19 protein-coding genes and 1 pseudogene are annotated in these 19,308 nt (G+C 72.5%); 10 read left to right on the forward strand and 10 right to left on the reverse strand.

What is annotated here, in order from left to right; all coding sequences use genetic code 11:
• Positions 1 to 339 precede the first annotated feature (339 nt).
• Complete coding sequence (locus IE265_RS26845) at positions 340 to 1,680, forward strand: diacylglycerol/lipid kinase family protein (protein WP_190038270.1); 1,341 nt, start codon at positions 340 to 342, stop codon at positions 1,678 to 1,680.
• A 227-nt stretch (positions 1,681 to 1,907) separates the two neighbouring features.
• Here IE265_RS26845 and IE265_RS26850 read toward each other — a convergent pair whose 3' ends face one another.
• Positions 1,908 to 3,419 (reverse strand): hypothetical protein, encoded by a 1,512-nt coding sequence (locus IE265_RS26850; RefSeq protein ID WP_190038337.1) that lies wholly within the window; start codon positions 3,417 to 3,419, stop codon positions 1,908 to 1,910.
• A gap of 305 nt (positions 3,420 to 3,724) precedes the next feature.
• Between IE265_RS26850 and IE265_RS39365 the strand changes: the two are divergent.
• Positions 3,725 to 4,261: pseudogene (locus IE265_RS39365) on the forward strand (ABC transporter permease); the annotation flags it as partial.
• Between the two features lie 140 nt (positions 4,262 to 4,401).
• Here IE265_RS39365 and IE265_RS39000 read toward each other — a convergent pair.
• Positions 4,402 to 4,527, reverse strand: coding sequence for a hypothetical protein (locus IE265_RS39000; protein WP_268255844.1), 126 nt, complete (start codon positions 4,525 to 4,527; stop codon positions 4,402 to 4,404).
• Positions 4,528 to 4,574: 47 nt separating this feature from the next.
• Between IE265_RS39000 and IE265_RS38600 the strand changes: the two genes are divergently transcribed.
• The 3 genes from IE265_RS38600 to IE265_RS26865 all read left to right on the forward strand — a co-directional run bounded on the left by IE265_RS38600 (position 4,575) and on the right by IE265_RS26865 (position 5,945).
• Positions 4,575 to 4,814: an ABC transporter permease gene (locus IE265_RS38600; protein ID WP_229916566.1), complete on the forward strand. Its 240-nt coding sequence runs from the start codon at positions 4,575 to 4,577 to the stop codon at positions 4,812 to 4,814.
• 253 nt (positions 4,815 to 5,067) lie between these two features.
• Positions 5,068 to 5,433 (forward strand): cupin domain-containing protein, encoded by a 366-nt coding sequence (locus IE265_RS26860; RefSeq protein WP_190038271.1) that lies wholly within the window; start codon positions 5,068 to 5,070, stop codon positions 5,431 to 5,433.
• 125 nt (positions 5,434 to 5,558) lie between these two features.
• On the forward strand, positions 5,559 to 5,945 hold the full coding sequence (locus IE265_RS26865; protein WP_190038272.1) for a VOC family protein: 387 nt from the start codon (positions 5,559 to 5,561) through the stop codon (positions 5,943 to 5,945).
• A gap of 52 nt (positions 5,946 to 5,997) precedes the next feature.
• On the opposite strand, the gene IE265_RS26870 is transcribed toward IE265_RS26865, so the two are convergent.
• Together IE265_RS26870 and IE265_RS26875 are read right to left on the reverse strand one after the other, a co-directional pair.
• Positions 5,998 to 6,600: an HAD-IA family hydrolase gene (locus IE265_RS26870; protein WP_190038273.1), complete on the reverse strand. Its 603-nt coding sequence runs from the start codon at positions 6,598 to 6,600 to the stop codon at positions 5,998 to 6,000.
• A 5-nt stretch (positions 6,601 to 6,605) separates the two neighbouring features.
• Positions 6,606 to 7,364, reverse strand: coding sequence for a DeoR/GlpR family DNA-binding transcription regulator (locus IE265_RS26875; protein WP_190038274.1), 759 nt, complete (start codon positions 7,362 to 7,364; stop codon positions 6,606 to 6,608).
• 72 nt (positions 7,365 to 7,436) lie between these two features.
• Between IE265_RS26875 and IE265_RS26880 the strand changes: the two genes are divergently transcribed.
• The 3 genes from IE265_RS26880 (at position 7,437) to IE265_RS26890 (ending at position 10,305) form a co-directional block, all read left to right on the forward strand.
• The gene (locus tag IE265_RS26880) at positions 7,437 to 8,639 is read left to right on the forward strand and encodes an MFS transporter (RefSeq protein ID WP_229916567.1); all 1,203 of its coding nucleotides are present in this window, start codon (positions 7,437 to 7,439) and stop codon (positions 8,637 to 8,639) included.
• A gap of 505 nt (positions 8,640 to 9,144) precedes the next feature.
• Positions 9,145 to 9,546 (forward strand): hypothetical protein, encoded by a 402-nt coding sequence (locus IE265_RS26885; RefSeq protein ID WP_190038276.1) that lies wholly within the window; start codon positions 9,145 to 9,147, stop codon positions 9,544 to 9,546.
• Positions 9,547 to 9,732: 186 nt separating this feature from the next.
• Entirely contained in the window at positions 9,733 to 10,305 is a 573-nt protein-coding gene (locus IE265_RS26890) for a hypothetical protein (RefSeq protein WP_190038277.1), read from the forward strand.
• Positions 10,306 to 10,491: 186 nt separating this feature from the next.
• On the opposite strand, the gene IE265_RS26895 is transcribed toward IE265_RS26890, so the two are convergent.
• Positions 10,492 to 11,166 (reverse strand): hypothetical protein, encoded by a 675-nt coding sequence (locus IE265_RS26895; RefSeq protein WP_229916569.1) that lies wholly within the window; start codon positions 11,164 to 11,166, stop codon positions 10,492 to 10,494.
• A 671-nt stretch (positions 11,167 to 11,837) separates the two neighbouring features.
• Between IE265_RS26895 and IE265_RS26900 the strand changes: the two genes are divergently transcribed.
• The gene (locus tag IE265_RS26900) at positions 11,838 to 12,329 is read left to right on the forward strand and encodes a peptidylprolyl isomerase (RefSeq protein WP_190038279.1); all 492 of its coding nucleotides are present in this window, start codon (positions 11,838 to 11,840) and stop codon (positions 12,327 to 12,329) included.
• 247 nt (positions 12,330 to 12,576) lie between these two features.
• Here the strand turns inward: IE265_RS26900 and IE265_RS26905 are convergent, their stop codons facing one another.
• The 3 genes from IE265_RS26905 to IE265_RS26915 form a co-directional block, all read right to left on the reverse strand.
• Positions 12,577 to 15,321, reverse strand: a complete 2,745-nt coding sequence (locus IE265_RS26905; RefSeq protein ID WP_190038338.1) for a cation-translocating P-type ATPase — start codon at positions 15,319 to 15,321, stop codon at positions 12,577 to 12,579.
• 166 nt (positions 15,322 to 15,487) lie between these two features.
• A complete protein-coding gene (locus IE265_RS26910) occupies positions 15,488 to 16,468 on the reverse strand; it encodes a polyphosphate kinase 2 family protein (protein ID WP_190038280.1) in 981 nt (326 codons plus the stop codon).
• A gap of 55 nt (positions 16,469 to 16,523) precedes the next feature.
• Positions 16,524 to 17,123: a three-helix bundle dimerization domain-containing protein gene (locus IE265_RS26915; protein WP_190038281.1), complete on the reverse strand. Its 600-nt coding sequence runs from the start codon at positions 17,121 to 17,123 to the stop codon at positions 16,524 to 16,526.
• 362 nt (positions 17,124 to 17,485) lie between these two features.
• Here IE265_RS26915 and IE265_RS26920 point away from each other — a divergent pair, with 362 nt between their 5' ends.
• A complete protein-coding gene (locus IE265_RS26920) occupies positions 17,486 to 18,385 on the forward strand; it encodes a chitosanase (RefSeq protein ID WP_190038282.1) in 900 nt (299 codons plus the stop codon).
• Between the two features lie 146 nt (positions 18,386 to 18,531).
• On the opposite strand, the gene IE265_RS26925 is transcribed toward IE265_RS26920, so the two are convergent.
• Together IE265_RS26925 and IE265_RS26930 are read right to left on the reverse strand one after the other, a co-directional pair.
• Positions 18,532 to 18,846: an SCO5918 family protein gene (locus IE265_RS26925; protein ID WP_190038283.1), complete on the reverse strand. Its 315-nt coding sequence runs from the start codon at positions 18,844 to 18,846 to the stop codon at positions 18,532 to 18,534.
• Between the two features lie 49 nt (positions 18,847 to 18,895).
• On the reverse strand, positions 18,896 to 19,240 hold the full coding sequence (locus IE265_RS26930; RefSeq protein WP_373303023.1) for a CBS domain-containing protein: 345 nt from the start codon (positions 19,238 to 19,240) through the stop codon (positions 18,896 to 18,898).
• Between the last annotated feature and the right edge of the window lie 68 nt (positions 19,241 to 19,308).

Consider the following 19,308-nt stretch of genomic DNA (forward strand, 5'->3'; position numbering starts at 1 on the left):
CCCAGTGCCCGCCGGACCCTGCCATTCGAGCCGCCGCCGAGCGGTCGGCTCCACGGATGCCACGCGGCCTCCGGAGGCCGCGTGGGTGGAAACCGGCGGGTGGACGTACGTGCGGGTTGCCGCACCCCAGGGTTGAGGAGCCGGGTGGACACGCGGCCCGAGGCGCACCCAAGGTTCAGGCGCCGGGCGGACGTGCCCGGTGGACATGCCGTGCGGGGTGAGCGCTCGTAGCCTGAAGCGAAGTCCCCCTCGGCTGTCTGTGCCCATGACGAGTCGGCCCACCCGGTGTACGGCGTCGGGACTTTCGCCGGCCGTGGACCACGCGGTGGGAGGTTGTCCATGGAAAGGCACTGGACCGCGCGTCTGGCCCTGCTGACGGGCACCGCGGCGTTGGCGGTGCTGGTGGTCTTCGCCGGGCTGAACAGCATCCTGCTCGTCGCGGTCGGACTGGCCGGTGTGGTACTCGCCGCGGCCGGGGCCTGGTGGATGCTCACGCACACCGGCTGGAGGAGAGCGCTGGCCATGGCTCTCGTGGTCGCCGCTCCCCTGGCCGTGCTGGTGCTGTACGCGGTCGCCGGGCTGCTGTGGGTCGTCCTGCTCTCCCTCGTCCTGTGGGCACTGGCCGTGTCCGCCGGCAGGGCTGCCCTGGTGGAGGACACCGAGCAGGGCATGCCGGAGCGCTCGGTACGCCCTCCCGAGCGGCCGTTCCTGATCATGAACCCGCGTTCGGGCGGCGGGAAGGTGGAGAAGTTCGGCCTGGTGGAGAAGGCGAGGGCACTGGGCGCCGAGGTGGCCGTGCTGGACCCGGACCATCCGCAGGACGTGGCCGAGCTGGCCCGCCGCGCCGTCCGGGACGGAGCCGATCTGCTCGGCGTGGCGGGCGGCGACGGCACGCAGGCCCTGGTCGCCGGGGTGGCCGCGGAACACGGGCTCCCGTTCGTGGTGATCAGCGCGGGCACCCGCAACCACTTCGCCATGGACCTGGGCCTGGACCGCCAGGACCCCTCGGCGTGCCTGGAGGCCCTGACCGACGGCGTCGAACTGCGTGTCGACCTCGGCCGCATCGACACGGGAGGGCCGGAGCGGGCGGAACCGGGGCGCGTCTTCGTCAACAACGCCTCGTTCGGGGTGTACGCGGCCGTGGTGCGGAGCCCCGCCTATCGCGACGACAAGGCCCGAACGATCCTGGAGATGCTGCCCGATCTGCTGACTCGGCACAGCGGTGCCCGGCTGATCGTCCGCGCGGGTTCGCTGACTCTGGACGATCCCCAGGCCGTCCTGGTGAGCAACAACCCGTACGAGAGGGGCGACTCGGCGGGGCTGGGACGCCGGGAGCGTCTGGACTCCGGCAGGCTGGGCGTGCTGGGCATCGGTGTGGGCAACGCCGCGGAGGCCACGGAGCTGCTGCTGCGCGGCAGTCAGGGGCGCGGGCTGACCACCGCCACCGCCCGTGAGGTCGTCGTCGACGCGGACGCGCCCGTGATCCCGGCGGGTGTCGACGGCGAGTCGCTCATGCTGCACACCCCCGTCCGCTGCCGTCTCGAACCCGGCGCACTGCGGGTGCGCGTGCCGCGCGACCGGCCCGGAGTACCGCACGTGGCCCCGCCGATGGACTGGCGCCGGGTGCGCCGGATGGCCCTGACGATGGGGCGGGTCGCCGCGGGCCGCGACAAGGCGTGACCCGCGCGCCTCCGGGACCTGCCCCTCGCCGATCGATCGCGCGAGCAGGGAACTCCGCTCCGGCGCAACCACTTGGGACGCCTCACGACCCACACCCCACACCGGCTGTACGCATGGGACCGGCCGGACACGGCCGACTCCGTACGCCCCCGCTCGGCCTGGCCGACCCCGGACTCACCGACCCGGACAACTCCCCTCCCGTCCGGACGAGATGACGGTGCGCCGCGCTACCGCAGGTGCGCCGCGGCCGCCATCGCAGCCGGCGGGAGTGACGGGTTGGCCGCGGCCGCCGTCACCACCTGCCAGTCCGTGTCGTCCAGCAGTTCCGCGACGACCGCGGGCGGCAACGACGGACGGCCCGCCGCCGTCCTCCTCGCGCGGGTGTCCGCCATGCAGGCGAGCAGCGCGGAAGCGGGCGCCCGGGGGTGCCGGGCGATCTCCCGCAGGGCTCGCAGGGCCGGCGGCTCGTGACGGGCCAGTTCCTCCAGCAGCTCGGACGAGGCGTCGGGGTTCACCGCGATCCGGGCGATGACCTGCACCCCCCACCTGCGCACCATCTCGCGCAACTGCGCCTGGGACAGGCCCGGGTGAGCAGCGACGAGACTTGCCACCTTGGCGTCCGGGTCGGCCGCCAGCGCGTCGCGGATGCCGTCCGGAAGATGCCGCCTGCGGGCCGCGAGCATGCGTACGGCCGGGTCGGCGGACCGGGCCAGTGTCTCGATCTCCTCCAGGGACGCGGACTCGATCCGCGGCAGCGGGTCGGTGCCGCGGAAGGCGGCCGACCGGGTGAGCAGGTCGAGCGGAATGCGCGGGTTCCGGACGAGTGCGCGCCGCACGTCGGGGTGTTCGTCGGAGGCCAACTCGCGCACCAGGTCCTCGCCGACGGCGGGGTTTCCGGCCAGCTCGGCCCGCAACCGCGGTGTGGAGTCGACGGCGAGCCGCCGGTACACCTCCGGGGGCAGGTCGGAGCGCGTGGCGAGCCGCTCGCGCAGCAGCACGCACGGATGGTCGGCGAAGCCGACGACGGCCCGGACGGGCGTGGCCGGATGGCCGAGTACCGCCAGTCGCAGGGCGTGCACGGTGGACGCGTGCGAGCCGTCGCAGGACGCGTCCGCCGGGAGGTCGCAGTCGGGCCGGGGGCACGACAGATCGTGCACGAACGGCGTCGGCTCGCGGTCGCACACGAGGCAGGCGCTCGCGGGAGGCAGCCCCTCACCGGTGACGAGCGCGGCCAGGACGGCCGGAGGCGTCGCCTCGTTGACGGCCACCGCGCGGCGGACCTCCGCGTGCGGATGCCGCGCGAGCCTCGCGGCCACGTCCGCCGTGGTCCACAGCGCCAGCTCCACGACGACCCGTACGTCGGGGTCCTCGGCCAGTGCGTCCACGACATCGGGCGGCAGGCCGGGACACCCGGCCAGCCTCTCCCGTCGGCCGACGTCCGGATCGGCCGCGAGCGTACGCGCCCAGTCCGGTCTGCCGTTCCCGGTGTCCAGCAGCGCGAGCGCGAGGTCGGGCCGGGTCGCGGGATCGACGTCCGCCGCCGTCAGCAGTCCCGAGCGAACCAGCCGCACGGCGTGCTCCTCGCCGCGGGCGACAAGCGCGAGCGCCTGGGCGCGGCTGAGGTCGGTGCGCTCGGCGAGAACGTCGCCGAGATCCGCGTCCGCCTTCGCGATCAGCACGTCGACCAGTTCGGGCGGGAGCGCCGGGTTGGCGGCGAGCCCGCTCAGGACGTGCTCCACGAGCCCGTCCTCGCCCTCTCTCGGAGCACGGTCGCCGGTCTCGCTCGGGACATGGTTCACGCACGGCATCCTGCCCGGACCGCCGCCGGTCGGCACCCGAATTCCGCCGTCACCGCCCGCCGGGTTCACGGCGCCTCGGGCCCCGCTGTCACCGGTCGGACGACTCCCGGGGTGCTGCCCACCGATTCGGCACCCCGACAGCCGTGACCAGCGGTCCGAAGCCCGCCGACAGGCGCCCCGTCCGCACCGCGCTCACCATGCTGGGAGTGGTGCTCGGCGTCGGTACCGTCGTGGCCGTCCTGGGTATGACGGCAAGCGCCACCGGGCAGATCTCGGAGCGCTTCAACGCGCTGACGGCCACCGAGGTGACGGTCAGTCAGCCGGGTGACGCCCGTCCGGAGGACCTCACGTCCACCGGTTCCCTCTTCCCCCGCGACGCCGACGCCCGCGCGGCCCGCGTCAACGGCGTACGCAGCGCGGGAACGTATTCGGCGCTCTCCGCCGAACGCGTCGGCGACATCACCGGAGTCCCGCTGCCCGGGGCACCCTCGCAGCAACTGCCCGTCATCGCCGCGTCCGCCGGGACGCTGCCCGCCCTGCGCGCCGACGTGCGGGCCGGACGGCTCTACGACGCCGCTCTGGAGGACAGGGCCGAGCCCGTCGCCGTCCTGGGCTCGGGTGCCGCGCGCCGTCTGGGCATCAGCGGGCTCGACGGACAGCCCGTCGTCTTCGTCGGCGGCACACCGCTCACCGTCATCGGCATCGTCGACGACGTCGAGCGGAAGTCCGAGGTGCTCGCCTCCGTCATCGTCCCCTCCGGCACCGCGCTGCACTTGTGGGGGCCTCCGGGCAAGCGGGACGAACCGGCGCGGATGATCGTCGACACCGAACTCGGCGCCGCCGACGACGTGGCCGCCCAACTTCCGCTCGCCCTGCGCCCCGACCGGCCCGACGTCCTCAGGGCGACCGCCCCGCCACGCCCTCACACCCTCAGGAACGACATCGCCACCGATCTGAACAGCCTCTTCCTGCTGCTCGCCGGGGTGAGTCTGGCCATCGGCACCGTCGGGATCGCCAACACCACGCTCATCGCGGTGCTGGAGCGCACCTCGGAGATCGGACTGCGCGGGCGCGCTCGGAGCCAGGCGCCGCCATGTGACGGCGCAGTTCCTCGCGGAGAGCGCGCTGACCGGAACCGTGGGCGGCCTGATCGGCACCGCCGCCGGTGTCACCACCGTCACCGCGGTCGCCCTCGTGCAGCACTGGACGCCCGTCCTGCCCAGCGCGATTCCCCTGCTCGCTCCGCTGATCGGCACGGTCACCGGCCTCGCCGCCGGCGCCTATCCGGCCCTGCGCGCCGCCCGCATCGAGCCCGTGGACGCGTTCAGGCACTGAAGCGCCCCAGGCAGGCCGGTCCCGCCGTTCGCCGGCCTCCCTCGCCGGGCCGGGGTCGCCACCCCCGTCGGCCGCCCGCCCTCGATCACCCGGCCACCGGGTCACCGGGTCACCGGGTCACCGGGTCACCGGGTCACCGGGGCACCCGGCACGTCCTCCGCCGCGTACGGTCGACAGAGTGTCCGGCCCCGGAGGGCGCCGCACGACACCTTGGGCCTGCAACAGCGGGCGCCCACGGACTACCGTCGCTGCCATGAACGACTTCGCGAGTTTCGCCGTACGCGTGCCCGACGCGGACCTCCTTCCCGACCCGCTGCTCCCGGAGCAGATCGTCGAGGGCCGGCCCGAGGTGTCGGGCAGGGTGCTGTGGACCTCCCCCGACGGCACCCAGACCCGGGGGATCTGGCAGATCACGCCGGGCGTCGTCACCGACACCGAGGTCGACGAGTTCTTCGTGGTCGTCAGCGGAAGCGCGACCGTCGAGATCGAGGGCGGCTCCACCCTCCGGTTGGGGCCCGGCGACGCCTGCGTCCTGCGTGAAGGGGACCGAACGACCTGGACCGTCCACGAGACGCTGCGCAAGGCCTACCACAGCACCCAGGCGGCGACCGCGGGCTGACGGCCGCCCTCGACCGCCCTCGACCGCCGGGAGCTGACCGCCCGCCCGGCCGCCCGACCAGGGGCCCGACCGGTTGCTCCGGGGCCCCCGAGCCGCGGCACGGACCGGTCCACGAGAATGGACCCATGCTGAGGATCGGATCCGTCGTACTGGGTGTCTCGGACGTGCCGCGGGCCGCCGCGTTCTGGACACGGGCCCTGCGGTACGTACCGCGTGAGGACGCGGCCGGGCCCGAGAAGGACCCCGACGACTGGATCGTCCTGGTCCCGGAGGACGGACAGGGACCCCAACTCGCCCTCGGTGTCAGCTCCACACCGGCCCAGGAGCACCCCCGGGTGCATCTGGACCTGTACACGGAGGACGCCGAGGAGCAGGCCGCGGAGATCGAACGGCTGGTCTCCCTGGGCGCACGGCACGTCGACTGGGACCTGTACCCGGACGACCCCGACTTCGTCGTCCTGTCCGACCCCGACGGCAACCGCTTCTGCGTCATCGACACCACCCACGGCTGAGGGCCGGACTGCCGGACGCCGTGGGCGAGTCACGCGAACGGAGCCGCAGACGTCATCCGGCGAGTCGCGCCCTCAGCCCCTCCGAGCCGGTGAACAGGTGACCGCGCATGCCGAGGGCCTCGGCGGCGCGGACGTTCTCCGGGCGGTCGTCGACGAAGAGCACGCGGTCGGCGTGTTCCTCGCGCAGGGCCTCCAGACACCACCGGTACGCGTCCGGCTCGGGTTTGGCCCGGCCGATGCGGCAGGAGAAGGCCCGTACGGCGAAGAGCCCGAGCCAGTCGTGGCGGGCCTCGTAGTGGACGGCCAGCTCCTCGGGGATGTTCGAGAGCAGCCCGATCCGCCCGCCCCGCACGGCCAGTTGCTCGACAAGGGCGACCATGGCGTCGTCGGTGCCGCTCCAACTGTCGATGTCTGCCTCGACGAGCCGGGTGACGCGGTGTTCGTCGAAGCGCGTGCCGAGCGCGTCGGCGACGCGGTGCCAGTAGTCCGCCCCGCCCACGTCCCCGCGGTCGTACGGGGGACGCTGCGCCCAGTAGGCGGGCCAGAAGGCAGCCGCCGGCACGCCCGCCGTCCGCACGAGGCGGTCCTTGCCCTCGGGCGACTGGTGGCGCGCGATGACGCCGAAGAGGTCGAAGAGCACGGTGGTGCCGGTCATCGGCGTCACATCTTCCGTACGGTCACGCCCGCGGCCGTCAGCCGGTCGGTCTGGTCCTCGGGAGCGGACCCGTCGGTGACCACGGCATGCAGCGCCGAGACGGGTGCCACGAAGGCCAACGCGGTACGGGTCAGTTTCGCGCCCTCCGCCACGGCGATGACACGGCGGGCGGAGGCCATCGCGGCTCGCTTGGCCGCGGCGTCCTCGAGGTCGTAGGCCGTCAGTCCGTTCGCCGCGTCCAGACCGCAGCACCCGATAACGGCGGTGTCGAAGCGCAACGCCGCAAGCGACGCCTCGGTGAGGGGGCCGGTCAGGGCCTGCTCACCCGGCCGGGGCCGGCCGCCCGGGACGAGCAGGGTCAGGTGCGGGGCACCCACCAGTGCGTTCACCGCGTGCAGGGACAGCGGCATCACGGTGATCCGGCGGTGTTCCAGCGCGCGGGCCACCTCCAGGCAGGTGGTCCCGCTGTCGAGAACGACGGACTCGCCGTCGGAGATCAGCTCCGCCACCTCGGCGGCGATGCGGCGCTTGGCCTCCGACGCCTCCTGCGAGCGCAGGGCGAACGGGGGCTCCTCGCCACGCAGCAGCAGGCTCCTCGCTCCGCCGCGGTAGCGCTCCAGCACGCCCTGCGCCGCCAGGGTCTCCAGGTCGCGGCGGACGGTCATCTCCGAGGCCCCGGTGAGTTCGGCGAGTTCCGCGACGCCGACCCGGCCCGCCTCCCGCACAGCCTCGGTGATCCGTCTCAATCGCTCGGTGCTCGCCATGAACCAATTGAACAACCAAGCTGTGCGAAACACAACCTTTCGCAAATGGATTTTGTTCGATACGTTCGGAACGTGGAAAGACACCTGCGAGCCGGACGGCTGGCCACCTTCGCGTACTTCACCCTCAACGGCTTCCTGCTGGGCATGTGGATCGTCCACATCCCCGACATCGAGCACCGTGTGGGAATCGGCCACGCCACGCTCGGCTGGCTCCTGCTGCTCCTCGGGGCGGGAGCCTTCACGGGAATGCAGGCCGTCGGCCCCCTCACCGACCGCTTCGGCGCCCGCACCGTCGTACCGGCCAGCGCGGCAGTGTGCAGCGCGGCCGTGGTGCTGCCCGGCCTCGCGACGAACGCGTGGACGCTCGGCGCCGCGCTGCTGGCGCTCGGCCTCGCCAACGGCTGCCTGGACGTCAGCATGAACGCCCATGCCGTCCAGGTGGAACGCGCCTACGCGCGCCCCGTCATGTCCGCCTTCCACGCCACGTTCTCGATCGGCGGCGTCCTCGCCGCGCTGATCGGCGCGGGCACCCTGAGCTGGGGCTGGACCCCCGCCGCCACCCTCGGCGCGACAGCGGTCGTCGGCCTCGCGGCCTCCGCCCTGGCCGCACCGGCGCTGCTCCGCCCCGAGCGCGCGGTCGCCGCGGAGACACCCGGCCCTGCGGTGAGGACCCGCCGCCGCACTCCCCGCCACATCTGGCTGCTGGCGGTCCTCGCGTTCATGGTCATGCTCAGCGAAGGCGTCGCGAACGACTGGAGCACGCTGCACCTGAGCCGCGTACTGGACGCGCCCGCCGCGACCGCCGCACTCGCGTACGGGGCCTTCGCCACCGCCATGACCGTGGGCCGTCTGCTGGCCGACCGCCTGTCCGCCCGCTTCGGCCCGGTGGCCATCCTCCGCTACGGGGCCTCCGTCGCCGCGATCGGTCTGGCCGCGGCCGCCCTCTCCCCCTGGATTCCGCTCGCCCTGGTCGGCTGGACGGTGTTCGGAGCGGGGCTGTCCGGCTGTGTCCCCCAGCTCTTCAGCGCGGCGGGCCACACCGACCACGAGGCCGCGGGCGCCAACGTCTCCCGCGTCGCCGGCATCGGCTACATCGGCATGCTCGCCGGGCCCGCCGTCATCGGACCGCTGACCCATGTCATGCCCCTCAACCTCGCCTTCCTGCTCCCCGTGGTGTTCTGCGTGATCGCCGCGGGCGCGGCGGGGATCCTCCGGCCCCGGACCGAGGCCGTCCCTCGCCCGACGGTGGAACCGGCGGCCGAACCGGCGGCCTGACCGGGGGCTCACCGGGAGGCTGACCAAGGGCTCCATAGGCGGCCTGATCTCCGCCGGTCGGGGCCGGTTCCGCCCCGGGCGGGACGAGCGGGATCCGCCGGACAGCCCGCCGTCCGCCCGCTGCCGCCCGCCTGGGCGCCCTCGGCACCAGCCGCTGACGCACGGCAGGGCGGCGGGTCCGGCAGCCGCGTCGCCGGGAACGGAGGTGGTCCGTTCCCGGGCCCGCAGCTCGAGCCCGGGAACGGGAAGGCCGGGGGGCCACGGCCACGGGCGCGAGCGCGATCGCACGCCGTTCGTCGTTCGTCGTACGTCGTACGTCGTACGGAGCGAAGTACGTGGCCGGAGTGCGCGTCCGTCGTGGGCATCCGCCCTGATGGATCGGCGTACGCGGGCGCAGGCCGGCATCGGCGTCTGCTGGCCCATCCGCCCCACGCGCCCACCCGAACGAACGACCTCACGCCCTCGGGCACGGCCGTTGTCAGTGCCACCTGCAACCGTGGTGAACATGACGACCGCTGTGGAAGCCGAGACGAACAACCTGGTCGCGGCGCTGCGGCTGCCGGTGTGGAACACGCTCGCGGCGCGGGCCGACACCATCCGCCGGTCTCTGCCGCCCCGCCCCGATTCGGCCGGTGAGCGGTACGCGTGGCTTCGCGACCTGACTCCCGAGCAGGCCCGCCGCGCCTCGCTCCTGGATCACCTGGAAGCCCTCTGTTCCCACCTCTCCGGCCGCCCGGCCCTCGGCTACGCCCCCGACGACCCGCTGCCCGACGAGGCCCTCCAGGAGGCCGAGGGATTCAATCCGTCCCTCACCCGACTCATCGCCCGCTACCGACAGACTCAGGCCGCCGCCTGCCCCGCTCCCCCGCCGCACGTCTCCGCGGACATCCCGGCGGACGTCTCCTGACGGCGTCCGGGGCCCCGCCCGAGAGGTAAACGCGGTGGTCGGCCGCGCGGTGGGCCGAGGAGCAGGCGCGTGGGCGTCCCGACCGGCTCCGGATCGCCGCCCGCGCGGAAGCCACCCTGCGTACGGTCAACGCGGTCCGTTACCGTACGCGACTTGGGAGAACCAAAGAGGAAGGGCCGCGTCGCGATGACCGAGACACACGTGTCGGTGTGGTGGGAACTGCTGCCGGCCGAGGTACGCAAGGAGATCGACGACCTGGTCCGCAGGGACGCCCGACTCCAGGCGATCCACCTCGCCCTCGAAGCCGGCCGCATCCACGGGCTGGGGGTCCACGAAGCCCAACTCGTCGTCCACGGACGGTACGTGCACCACAGCGGCGGCATCACCCGCGCGCCCGACCGCCCTCTCGACCCGGACTCCTTGGCCGCCCGCGCAGCGGAATGCCCCGGCCGCGTCGTGGCCATCGAGGCCGTCTGGGACGGCGACACGGTGCACGACTGGTTCGTGGACCTGCTCGCCGTCACCGAAGACCCTGCGGGCGACCACCGGTTGGCAACGATCCCCTGGGGCGCGGCAGTACGGTTCCTCGGAGACGACGCTGCCGACGCGCGCCACCCGTCGGCGACGGCCGCGGACAGAGTCGGCCGCGATCTGGCCGCCCGCCTCTCCGTACCGTTCCACTTCGCGAGCCCGGACACCCCGGACGACGGGGCCCCACGACTTCGGAGCTCGTCCTGGCCCTCACCGACGAGATCCTGAACGTTCCGGGGACGGAGCGGATCATCACCGTGAGCCTGGCCGACGCCGGTCGCGGCCGACTCCGGCCGAGGCATGCTACCGACAACTGTCGTCGTACCCCTGCCCACGCGAGCGCAGGTGGTCGACACGGTCCGACAGATCCTCCCCCTCCGAACGCCTCTCCACCGGATGGCTTTCACCCGGTGGTCAGGTCGCGGTGGGAGTGTGGGGCGCTGCCGCGATCTGGGCCATCGTCCGAAGTTTCGTGAAGTAGGAGGCGCAGTACTCCTCGTTGATCCGGGGCACGATCCTGTCGAGGTCTGCGATGCAGCCCCAGAGGCGGGCGATGCCGCTGTCGTCGAGCCCGTCGTTCAGCTCCCTCCGTACGAGGCCGGCGACGTCCGCGTCCAGGAGGACCAGGTCCACGCCGTCGAAGTCCACGCCGCGGAAGCCGTCGGGGAACAGTGCGCTCAGGTGGTCCTCCCACAGCCGGGCGAGTTCGCCCTCGGGCTGTGCGCCGCCCACGCCGAGGGATGTCGTCTCTGCCGCGGAGGGTGGGCGAAGGAGCAGGGAGACGGCGTCGAAGACGGCACGCACCATGGCGACGGCCTGGACCGGGCGGAGAGCGGCACTTGACGCGGTGCCCTGTGTGAGCTTGTCGCGGAGCAGTCGGCTGAGGTCGAGTTCGGCGGCGAGTCCGGCCGTGATGAGCCCTGCTTCGGCGGCACGCTCGATCAGGTCGTGGAGTGGCTCGTTCGTGGCCAGCCGCTCGGCGAGGACGTGCTCCAGGGCGAACAGGGAATGCGTGACGGCGACGGTGGCGAACTCGTACCGGAAGTAGGAGTGCCGGATGAGCTCGCGGGAGGTTTCCATCGCGCTCATGACGTACATCGAAGCCTCGCCCGGCAGAACCAGGCCGGCTACCAGGGCGTGCATGTCCGCAGGGTCGAGAGCGAGGTCGCGGACGCGCGGGTCCCGTACCGGCAGGGGTGGGTCGGTCGGCGGTGGCGGGGTGTTCACCGGTGCAGTCTTGTCGTCGAAAGGCTGTCGGGGCCATCGGATTTGCTCGGGCCGGTTGGTGACCCGCTGCCGCATGTCGCCACCGGCCCGATCCGGCCCGGAACCCGCCCTCGCGCGCTCAGAACCGGGGACACCGGAGTGCAGCTCCTCGTGCTGACGGGACCGAGATCGCACGAGTGCCGGGCTCGGCGCTCAACAGCGTGCGGCCTCCCCCGGGCAGGACGGGCGCCCAGGGAGCCAGGAGGGCGAGGCCTTCCCGGCCGGCCCCACGGCCGGCCGGCGGAGCACGGTCGCCGCGTCACCCCTTCTGTGGTGCCCGGCGCCACCCGGGCGCGACCGCCAAGCCTCGTCACGACCGTTCCACGGTCCGCCCGGCGTCGACCTCGCGATATTTCGCCCCGGTAAGATCATCTATGATATGCGCAGCAGGTCGACCGACACAGGTGCGGCGGTGTGCGCTGCCAGTGCCGGAGCCCTGCACGGATTGCTCCTATGATCGGGTGCAACCATTCGAATTCAGAGGAGCGGAGCAAATGAGCCAGAACGTATTCTTCGAGGTGACCGCGAACGGCAAGCCGCTCGGTCGTATCGAGTTCAAGCTGTACGACGACGTCGTCCCGAAGACCGCGCAGAACTTCCGCGAGCTGGCGACCGGTGAGCACGGTTACGGCTACAAGGGCTCGCCGTTCCACCGCGTCATCCCGGACTTCATGCTCCAGGGCGGCGACTTCACCAACCAGAACGGCACGGGCGGCAAGAGCATCTACGGCGAGAAGTTCGCCGACGAGAACTTCCAGCTCAAGCACACCAAGCCGGGCCTGCTCTCCATGGCCAACGCGGGCCCGAACACCAACGGTTCGCAGTTCTTCATCACGACGATCGTCACCGACTGGCTCGACGGCAAGCACGTCGTCTTCGGCGAGGTCGTCGCGGGCATGGACGTCGTCAAGGCCATCGAGGGCTTCGGCAGCCGCTCCGGCTCCACGGCCGAGAAGATCGTCATCTCGGACTCCGGCACCGTCTGAGCGGCTTCCGGCCCCTCGGAACCCAGCCGGGCGTCCCGCCCGGGGTTCCGATGCCTAGGGCGGTCGCCCGCCGTCTCCGTACGGCATGGTTTCACCGCCCTTGCCGCGCCACGGGATCGGGGCTCCTCGCCGGGTGAGTCCGTGCCGGCTCCACCCGACGACGGCCCCCGTCCCACGGCCGCCCTCTTGGCCCCCCTCTCCACGAGGGGGGCCAACGTGTTTGCATGCGCCTCCCGTTGGGAGCCGCTCAGGCTCCGGTACCGGCCTGTCGCGCCACGCCACCCCTCGACCGCCTCGCCAGGAGCTTGCCCGCCTCCCACAGGACCAGCAGCACGACGGCCGACAACAGGGCCCAGCCGAACTGGCGCAGATCGATCCGGGTCGTGCCCAGGACGCGGCGGAATCCGTCCATCTGGGTCGCCGCCACCGCCAGGACGAACTGTGCCAGCGCCACCCAGTTCATCTGCTTGCTGTCGAAGGTGCGCGTGGTCAGCAGGGAGTCGGTCTCGCTGCGGCACTCGAAGGCCGCCACGATCAGGCAGAGCGCGAAGGCCGTGAACGCCATGGAGTTACCGACACCGTCGCTGCCGAAGTGCGACTCGCCGAGCTTGATCAGCCCGAGCAGGATCAGCGTGATGGCCAGCCCCGCGAGCCCGACCGTCACCATCACGGGCCGTGTGAGCACCGATTCGCCTCGCGGGCGCGGACGGCGCTTCATCAGGCCCGGGCTCTCCTGGTCGAATCCGAGCGCGAAGCCGAATGAGGCGTTGACGACGAAGTGGATCCACAACACCTGTGGCGGGGTGAAGGGTTCACCGGCCGCGATGTTGAACACGGTCGCGCCCAGGAAGGTCAGCACGAAGGTGACCAGCAGGAGGAGCACGAACCGGATGTACTTGGTCAGGTTGTCGTAGAGTTTCCGGCCCTGCTCCACCGCGTACACGATGGTGGCGAAGTTGTCGTCGGACAGGATCATGCGTCCGGCGTTCTTGGCCACGTCCGTGCCGCTTCCCATCGCGATGCCGATGTCGGCGGACTTGATCGCGGGCGCGTCGTTCACGCCGTCGCCCGTCATCGCGACGACATCGCCCTTCTTCTTGAGCGTGGCGGCCAGCAGGACCTTGTGCTCCGGGGCGACCCGTCCCACCACCCCGATGCCGTCGATCCGGGAGAGCTGCTCGTGCTCGGGCAGGGCGGCGAACTCGGCGCCGAGGATCGCCTCGCCGGGAATCCCCAGCTGCCGGGCGATGGCGGCACCGGTCGTCACGTCGTCCCCGGTGACCATCCGTACCCTGATCTGCGCGTCCTGGGCGCTCGCCACGGCGTCCCGCGACTCGTCGCGGGGCGGGTCGACCATCCCGACCAGGCTGACCACGCACAGGTCGGTGACATGGGCGAGCAGGTCGCCGTCCGGGTCGAAGTCGGCGGGGTCCAGGTCGCGCGTCGCCGCTGCCATCACCCGGCGGCCCTCCCCTCCCATGCGCTCGCCGTGCTCCTGCGCCCGCCCGCTCAGTTCGGCGTCCCACGGGACGGTGGACCCGCCGGACAGCGCCGTGGATGCGCGGTCCGTCACGGCCGGCGCCGCGCCCTTCACGAAGCAGCGCACGACCGCCCGGCCCGAGGCGTCGACGGCGGAGTTGAACGTGGCCATCAGTTTGTAGGTGGGGTCGAACGGCAGCGTCGCGAGGCGGGTCAGCCGTTCACGGGTCGCGCCGACGTCCAGCCCGGCCTTGTGCGCCAGCACCAGGAACGCACCCTCCGTGGGGTCGCCGACGACCTTCCCGTCGACCAGGGTGGCGTCATTGGCGACGAGGTACGGCAGGATCGCGTCCTCGATGCCGCCGGAGGAACCCGCGGCATGGTGGATCTGCCCCTCCAGCCCGTAGCCGGTCCCCGAGACGGTGTACCGGTCGGTGGGCGTCACGACCTCGACCGCCGTCATCTGGTTCATGGTCAGCGTGCCGGTCTTGTCGGAGTTGATCGCGGACGTGAACGCCAGGGTCTCCACCGACGGCAGTTCCTTGACGATGGCGTTGCGTCTGGCGAGGTTGAGACTGCCGACGGACAGGATCGCCTGGGTCACCGTCGGCAGGGCCTCGGGGATCGCGGCGATGGCCAGGGAGACCGCGCTGACGAACAGGGCGTCCCACGCCTGGTCCCGGCTGCGCCCCAGCGCGAACATCACGATCATCGTCAGTCCGGCGGCCCCCGTGATCCACAGGGTCAGCCGGTCGAGCTCCCTGGTGAGCGGCGGTTCCTCCTTCTCCGTCGCCGACAGCATGTCCGAGATCTTCCCCAGCTCGGTGTCCTCGCCGGTCGCCGTGACGACGACAAGTCCGCTGCCGTGCGTCACGGGGGTGTGCAGGAACGCCGTGTTCGACTGCTCGCCGGGCCCCAGCGGCACGTCCGGCAGGGTGACGGCGTCCTTCGCCGCGGGAACGCTCTCGCCGGTGAGGGCGGACTCGTCGATCTGCAGCGCGTGTGCCTCGATGATCCGGCCGTCCGCCGGCACCTGGTCACCGGCACTGATGAGGATGACGTCCCCCACGACGAGCTGCTCCGCGGGGATCTGCGACTCGGTCCCGTCGCGCCGTACCCGGGCCGTGGTCGTCAGCATGGACTTGAGCGCGTTCATCGCGCTCTCCGCCTTGCCCTCCTGGCGCAGGCCCACGACGGCGTTCAGCAGGGTCAGCGCCACGAGCAGGATCGCCGTGCTCCACTGCGCGATGAGCAGCGAGACGAGGGCCGCCGCGAGGAGGACGAGCTGCATGTAGCTGCGGTACTGCCCGAGGAACCGCCGCCAGGCCGGAGGCGGCTTCTCCTCCGGGAGCGCGTTAGGTCCGTTCGCGGCCAGCAGTTCGGCGGCGCGCGCGGCGGAATGGCCGGTGCCGGGATCGACGCCCAGTGCCGAGGCGGTGTCCTGCGGTGAGAGCGCGTACCAGGCTTGCGCGGCGGCCGCGGACCCGTCCGCCGGTTTCGACCGGTTCACCATCGCGAGACCTCCGCTCCGCTCCACGCCGTCGTGTCCCCGCCGGGCACGGACCGGCCGCGCCCGGGACCCTCGGTCCCCCTCCCTCGCGCCCGGCTCCGCCCCGCCCGGGGTCCTGCGCGCGTGCTCCCGCCGGGCGGCTCCGCGGGCGCCCGCCGATCCGCCGGACTCACCGTTCTCCGGAGTTTCGACGGCCGCCGCCGCCCGGCCGTGCCCCACCGTCACGGGGCGGGCCGGCGGGCGTCCCCGCAGGGGCCTCGGCCAGCAGCTCGCGCCGGGCGGTCCGCAGCTCCTTGCGTGCCGCCTTGGCGAGCGTCGGGTACTGGGGATCGATCCCGATCAGCGTGTGCGCGAGCACCGCGGCCGTGCAGATCCGGGCGAACCACTTCCGGTCCGCGGGAACGACGTACCAGGGCGCCCAGGCAGTACTCGTGGCCGAGAGCATCTCGGAGAACGCGTGCTGGTAGTCGTCCCAGAACCGGCGTTCGCGGATGTCCGCGGCGGAGAACTTCCAGTTCTTCTCGGGTCGGTCGATCCGCTTCAGGAAGCGGAGGCGCTGCTCCTCCTTGGAGAGGTTCAGGAAGATCTTGACGACCTTGAAGCCGTTGTCGGTCAGCTGGCGCTCCCAGTCGTTGATCTCGCCGTACCGGCGTTCCCAGATGTCCGGGCCCCGCATGTCCTTCGGCAGGCGCTGCCGTTCGAGGAGCTCGGGATGGACGCGCACGACCAGGACCTCCTCGTAGTGCGAGCGGTTGAAGATCGCGATGTCGCCGCGGGCGGGCACGCGCGTGGCGTACCGCCACAGGTACTCGCGGTCCAGCTCCTCGGCGGAGGGCTGCTTGAAGCTGCTCACCTGGACGCCCTGGGGGTTCACGCCGCTCATGACGTGCCGGATCGTCCCGTCCTTCCCACCGGCGTCGAGCGACTGGAGGCACAGCAGCACGCCGTACGTGTCCTGCGCGGCCAGCCGTTGCTGGTACTCGGCGAGCAGGGAGACGCCCTCCTGGAGCAGTCCGGGCCCCTGCTTCTTCTTCAGGCCGGCCTTGTACCGGGGGTCGAAGTCCCTGCCGAGTCTCACCCGCGTCCCCGGCTCGACGCGAAGGGGCTCGATGAGTTCGGCGATGCGCCGCGCCCTGGACGACCCGGTCATGGCCCCACCTCTCCTGTGCCGCCCGCCGGCCCGTGGCCGGGTGCGTTCGCGATGGTCACGGGCCCAGTACGGGGCGGGCGACGCCCCGACCGGGTGTTGCGGGAGCCTCGCGCGCCATCGCCGCGTCCGACCCGGACAGCACGCCCTCCACCGGGCCGGTCGCCGCTCGGGCGTGCGCGGCGGGGTGCTCGGGGGACCCCGGGGACGCGTGCTGCGCGGCGGTCTCGAACGCGGCCGCCCGCGCCGCCTCGGCCTCCTGCTCCCTGTCGAGAGCGGCAAGCAGGGCCCTGGCCCGTCGTTCCACGAGGATCGGCAGGTACGTTCTTATCCTCGCGTCGCGCAGCGGTTCGTAGGCCGTGGCGACCGCCGCGTCCACCAGCGTGGCGTCGACGGAGCCGTGGGCGGCCTTCAGGGCGGCGGCCACGTTCCTCATGGCCGCCTCCTCCTCCCTACGGGCCGCTTCCTCTTCCCTGCGGGACGCCTCCTCCTCGCGCCGCGCGGCTTCCTCCGGGGTCTCCGCCGCGGCCGACGCGGACGTGTCGGGAGCGGTCGCATGCAGGCGCTCCCGTGGTCCGAGTACGTCGCCGGAGCTGTCGGCGGTTCCTCGCGATGGCGGGGGTTCGTCCTTGTCGGACGCCGGCTCATCCGTCCTCATCGCGGCACCTGCCCACTCACTCATGAGACCCCTCGCGGCGGTCTGCGCCCGCACAGGTGATGGCTGTGCCCGACGGCTGAGCCGACCGGGACACCGGCCCTTCACCATTCTGCGGCGCACCGGCCGAATCCGCTTCACGGAGCCGGTCCCACGGGCGGGGGCCGGCGACGGACCGCCCGAGGACCGGCGGGGAGGCACGGGGCACGGCCCTCGTCCGGCGGGCCGCAGCCGCGACCGCCGCTGCCGGTCCCGTACCGGAACTCCCCTTCGAGAAGCGGCACTTCAACGCGGACCCGCGCGATCCCGGTCGGCGGTACCGCCCCCGGCGTGAACGCGTTCACGAGGCACGTACTCTTTTTCGAATGAAGCGTGCCAGCACTCTGTTCCTCGGCGTCGCAGGCGTCGCCGTGGCCGTCTTTTACTTCGCGGGTTCCGGTGAGGACGACCCGTACGCCGCCGACCGGGTACGGGCGGAGTCGTCCGCCCGCGCGGCCGAGACGAAGCGCGAGGAGACGGAACGCCGCGAGCTCGAGGAGCGCATCGCCGCCATGCCGCCCGGGCTCGCCGCGCCCGCCGCCAAGGAGATCGCCTCGCAGCTCGTCGCCAGCGCCGACAACTCGACGCTGGACTGGCGCGGCCAGTACGGCTACATCGAGGACCTGGACGACGGCAACGGCTACACCGCTGGCATCATCGGCTTCTGCTCGGGGACCGAGGACATGCTGGAGCTCGTCGAGCGGTACACCGAGGACCACCCCGGCAATGCCCTGGCCCGCTATCTCCCGGCGCTGCGCGAGGTCGACGGCAGCGACTCCCACGAGGGCCTGGACCCCGGGTTCACCACCGCGTGGGCCGAGGAGGCGAAGAAGGCCGACTTCCGCGAGGCCCAGGAGTCCGAACGGGACCGCGTGTACTTCGACCCTGCGGTCCGCCAGGCCAAGATGGACGGCCTCGGCACGCTCGGCCAGTTCGTGTACTACGACGCCATGGTGCTGCACGGCAACGGCACGGGTGAGCGCGCCTTCCACGGCATCCGCGAGGAGGCCCTGAAGCACGCCGACACCCCGAGCGAGGGCGGGGACGAGAAGAAGTACCTCAACGCGTTCCTCGACGCGCGCCGCACCGCGATGCTGGCGGAACCTGCTCACCAGGACACGACACGGATCGACACCGCCCAGCGTGTCTTCGTACGGGACGGGAACCTCGGCCTGAAGCCGCCGCTCGTGTGGCAGGTCTACGGGGAGTCGTTCCGGATTCCGTAGGGCGGCACGGAACGGCACCGCACAGCACGGCGTGCCGGCCCCTGGCCGGCCCGGCGACCGCGCCCGGACGCACGAAAGGGCCCACCGGCGTGCGGACGGGCCCCGTACGTGATCGGGCCGCGGGCGCGGCCGTCACGTGTTCCGTGTCAGACGTGCGTCGTCGTACCGAGCATCGCCGACGCGTGCTGCAGCGGGCTGAGGTCCTGCGCGGGCGGGGCGGCGGCCTCGGTCACGGTGTGGCAGGTGAAGCCGAGCGCGGTCATGGCGCGGCGGACCTCACCGACCGTGAAGTCGCGCGGGTCCTGACGCGTGACGACCTGGCCCACCTGCTTCAGGGGGAACTGACGGCGGCCGATCGTCACGGCCTCACCCGTGATCGGCTCGGCCTTGACGCCCTTCATCGTGGCCACCACACCGCTCTTGGTGAGGTCGAACGGGAATCGGGCGATGACACAGCGCATGGGACCTCACAGGATCGGGGAGGAGGGGGAGCGGTACGGACGGGTGTGTTCAGCGTACGGCGTGCCGGGTTCCGGCGACGGTGATGACGGAACGGGAGCCGGTCAGCAGGGCCGTGGTGTCCGCCGGGAGATCGCACAGCCGGACCCGGTCGGTGTAGGAGACGTCGCCGCGCGCCCCGGCGAGCAGGGCGTGGGTCACCACGCCGACACGCCGGCCGTCGTCGTCGCAGATGAACAGATGCTCGGTGCGGGCACTCGCCATGACGGACAGCGCGACCTCGACGGTCATGTCGCCCCAGACCTGGGGGACGGTCGCGTCGGGGCCGTCCGCCCGCACCCGGTCCGCGGCGGCGGGGGCGGCCGACGGGCCGGGCTGCGTCTCAACCGGTGTCACAACGTGCCTCCTGCGGAGTTGGGGCGGTGCCCCGGTCAGGGACGGCCCGCTTGGTACGGCGCCGTCGG

Origin of the sequence: Streptomyces fructofermentans (genome assembly GCF_014651055.1) — a bacterium.
Taxonomy (GTDB): domain Bacteria; phylum Actinomycetota; class Actinomycetes; order Streptomycetales; family Streptomycetaceae; genus Streptomyces; species Streptomyces fructofermentans.